Origin of the sequence: Saccharomonospora iraqiensis subsp. iraqiensis (genome assembly GCF_000430445.1) — a bacterium.
GTDB lineage: Bacteria > Actinomycetota > Actinomycetes > Mycobacteriales > Pseudonocardiaceae > Saccharomonospora > Saccharomonospora iraqiensis.
Genome location: NZ_KE387035.1, coordinates 102,816 through 105,237, shown reverse-complemented (window position 1 = coordinate 105,237; position 2,422 = coordinate 102,816). Strand labels below are relative to the sequence as shown.

Annotated in this window: 2 protein-coding genes and 1 pseudogene; 1 reads left to right on the top strand and 2 read right to left on the bottom strand. The window is 73.5% G+C overall.

Translation table 11 applies throughout. The annotated features are described in order from the left end of the window. Both ACTIR_RS0101465 and ACTIR_RS0101460 read right to left on the bottom strand, forming a co-directional pair. Window positions 1-261 (bottom strand): annotated as a pseudogene (locus ACTIR_RS0101465) (MFS transporter); the annotation flags it as partial. 94 nt (window positions 262-355) lie between these two features. After that, window positions 356-1,015 carry an ArsR/SmtB family transcription factor gene (locus ACTIR_RS0101460; RefSeq protein WP_026452959.1) on the bottom strand — a complete coding sequence of 220 codons (660 nt, stop codon included), beginning with the start codon at window positions 1,013-1,015 and terminating at the stop codon, window positions 356-358. A 123-nt stretch (window positions 1,016-1,138) separates the two neighbouring features. On the opposite strand from ACTIR_RS0101460, the gene ACTIR_RS0101455 reads away from it, so the two are divergent. Then, entirely contained in the window at window positions 1,139-2,413 is a 1,275-nt protein-coding gene (locus tag ACTIR_RS0101455) for an MFS transporter (RefSeq protein ID WP_026452958.1), read from the top strand. Window positions 2,414-2,422 lie beyond the last annotated feature (9 nt).

The window sequence follows — 2,422 nt, the reverse complement described above, 5'->3', positions numbered from 1 at the left end:
GCCCGCGCCGTAGCCCGCCGAGAGCCCGATCCGGCGCCCCCGGCGTTGCGAGGCGCGTCCGACGAGGACCGCCGCGGCCGCGGAGCCGATGGTGAACAGCGCGCTGGGCAGGCCGGACAGGCTCGTACTGCCCAGCATGTCCTCGGCGAGCAGGGCGCCGACGGTGATGCCGGCGGCCAGGCCCGCCCCGCTGAGGATCTGGGCGGCCACGAGGACCACGAGGACCCGCCGATAGGCGGGGTGCAGAGGGGCGTCGGTCACGGAAGGGCCTTCCTGCGGCGGAGCGGCCCCGGCCGGGGTGGACGGGGCGGGGAGGGACGGGGGCGGCATCGCGGTGAACCGGATCGGTGCGGACTCAGGGCGTCGCGACGGGCAGGTCGGCGAGCCGCCATTCGAGCATCCCGTCGGTGAGGCGGCGGGCCGTGCGCCCGTGTGCGGTGAGCAGCCGGACCGCGTCGTGGGCGAGCACGCACCAGCTCCCCCGGCAGTAGGCGACGATCTCCTGGTCGGCCGGGAGGGCATCGAGCTGGTCGACGAGCTCCTCCACCGGCACCGAGACCGCACCCGGGATGTGTCCGGCGTCGTACTCCTCGCGCGGTCGGACGTCGAGCACGACCACGTCCCCGGAGGCCACCCGACGCAGCAGTTCCTCCCGGCTCACCTGTTCGGCGTCGTCGGGACCCAGGTACGCGGCGCCCGCGGCGTCCACCTCGGGCAGGTGCGCCCCGGCGACGGTGCGCAGCAACGCGTACAGCGCGGCCACATCGGCACCGGCGAGCCGGTAGTGGATCCGGGTGCCCTCCCGGCGCGTACGGACCAGATTCACCCGCTTGAGGGCCTGCAGATGCGCGGAGGCGGTGGTCAGGCCGAGCCCGGCCGCGCGGGCGAGCGACTCGACGGTGCGCTCCCCCTGGGCGAGCAGGTCGAGCAGCTCCAACCGCTTCCCACTGCCCAGCGCCTTGCCGACGCGGGCGAACTGGTCGAACAGAGCCGTCTTCGCGTCCGGGTCACCCATCAATCCTCCAATAATCCATGGATTAGTATACGAACGAGAATCGGCGGTGAGCCGACCGCCCCCGGGGAATGTCCCGCGGACGGACCGAGCCGGGACGACGCGAATTCGTTGGAGGTCGTGACCATGAGCACCCACCCGGTACGGCTGGGGCTGCGCGCCAACCTCGCCCAGTTCGGCCTGCTCGTGGCGGTGAACGCCCTCGTCGGCGGGATGGTGGGTCAGGAGCAGACGGTGCTGCCCCTGCTGGCCGAGCGGGAGTTCGGCCTGACCGGCTACACGTTCCTGCTGACCTACGTGCTCGTCTTCGGGCTGAGCAAGGCCGCCACCAACTACCTGGCGGGCACCTGGGCCGACCGCTTCGGACGCAGACCGGTCCTCATCGCGGGGTGGCTGATCGCGCTCCCCGTGCCCCTGATGCTGATCTGGGCACCCGATTGGGGCTGGGTCGTGGCCGCCAACCTCCTGCTCGGCATCAACCAGGGTCTGACCTGGTCGACCACCGTGATCATGAAGGTCGACCTGGTCGGCCCCCGCCGGCGCGGACTCGCGATGGGCTTCAACGAGGCGGCCGGATACGGCGCGATCGCGGTCACGTCGGCGCTCGCCGGCTACCTCGCCGAGGAGTTCGGACTCCGGCCCGCGCCGTTCCTGCTCGGCCTGTCCTACGCCGTCATCGGCCTCGGCCTGTCCGTGCTCGCCGTCCGGGAGACCCGCGAACACGCCCGCCTGGAGGCCGCCGCCCACCCCACCGACGGCTCCGCGGCCGGGCACGCCCGGCTCACCGACCGGCAGGTGTTCACCCGCACCACCCTCACCGACCCGGCCCTGTCCTCGGCCAGTCAGGCCGGCCTGGTGAACAACCTGAACTTCGGGCTGTCCTGGGGCCTGTTCCCGCTGCTGTTCGCCGGCGCGGGGCTGGCCGTGGACCGGGTGGGCATCCTGGTGGCCGTCTACCCGGCGGTGTGGGGTCTCGGGCAACTCGTCACCGGCGCCCTGTCCGACCGGTGGGGGCGCAAACACCTCATCACCGGCGGCATGCTGACCCAGGCGGCGGCCCTGGCCCTGATCGCTCTCGTCGACACCTTCGGCGCGTGGACGGCCGCGACCGTCCTGCTGGGGGCCGGGACCGCGATGGTCTACCCGACCCTGCTCGCCGCGATCGGCGACGTCGCCCATCCGAGCTGGCGGGCCCGCTCCGTGGGCGTCTACCGGCTCTGGCGGGACAGCGGCTACGCCGCGGGCGCCGTCCTCGGTGGAGTGGTGGCCGACCTCTGGGACCTGCGGGCCGCGGTCTGGGCCGCCGCCGCGGTCAGCCTGCTCTCCGGGCTCGGCGTCGCCGTCCGGATGTACGAGACCCACCGCCGATCCGACCGGGCCACCGGGGACCCGTCGGCGTGACCGTGGGCG

Coding starts and splice junctions, on each gene's coding strand:
- ACTIR_RS0101460 (WP_026452959.1), bottom strand. CDS start 1,015: ATGGGTGACCCGGACGCGAAGACGGCTCTGTTCGACCAGTTCGCCCGC.
- ACTIR_RS0101455 (WP_026452958.1), top strand. CDS start 1,139: ATGAGCACCCACCCGGTACGGCTGGGGCTGCGCGCCAACCTCGCCCAG.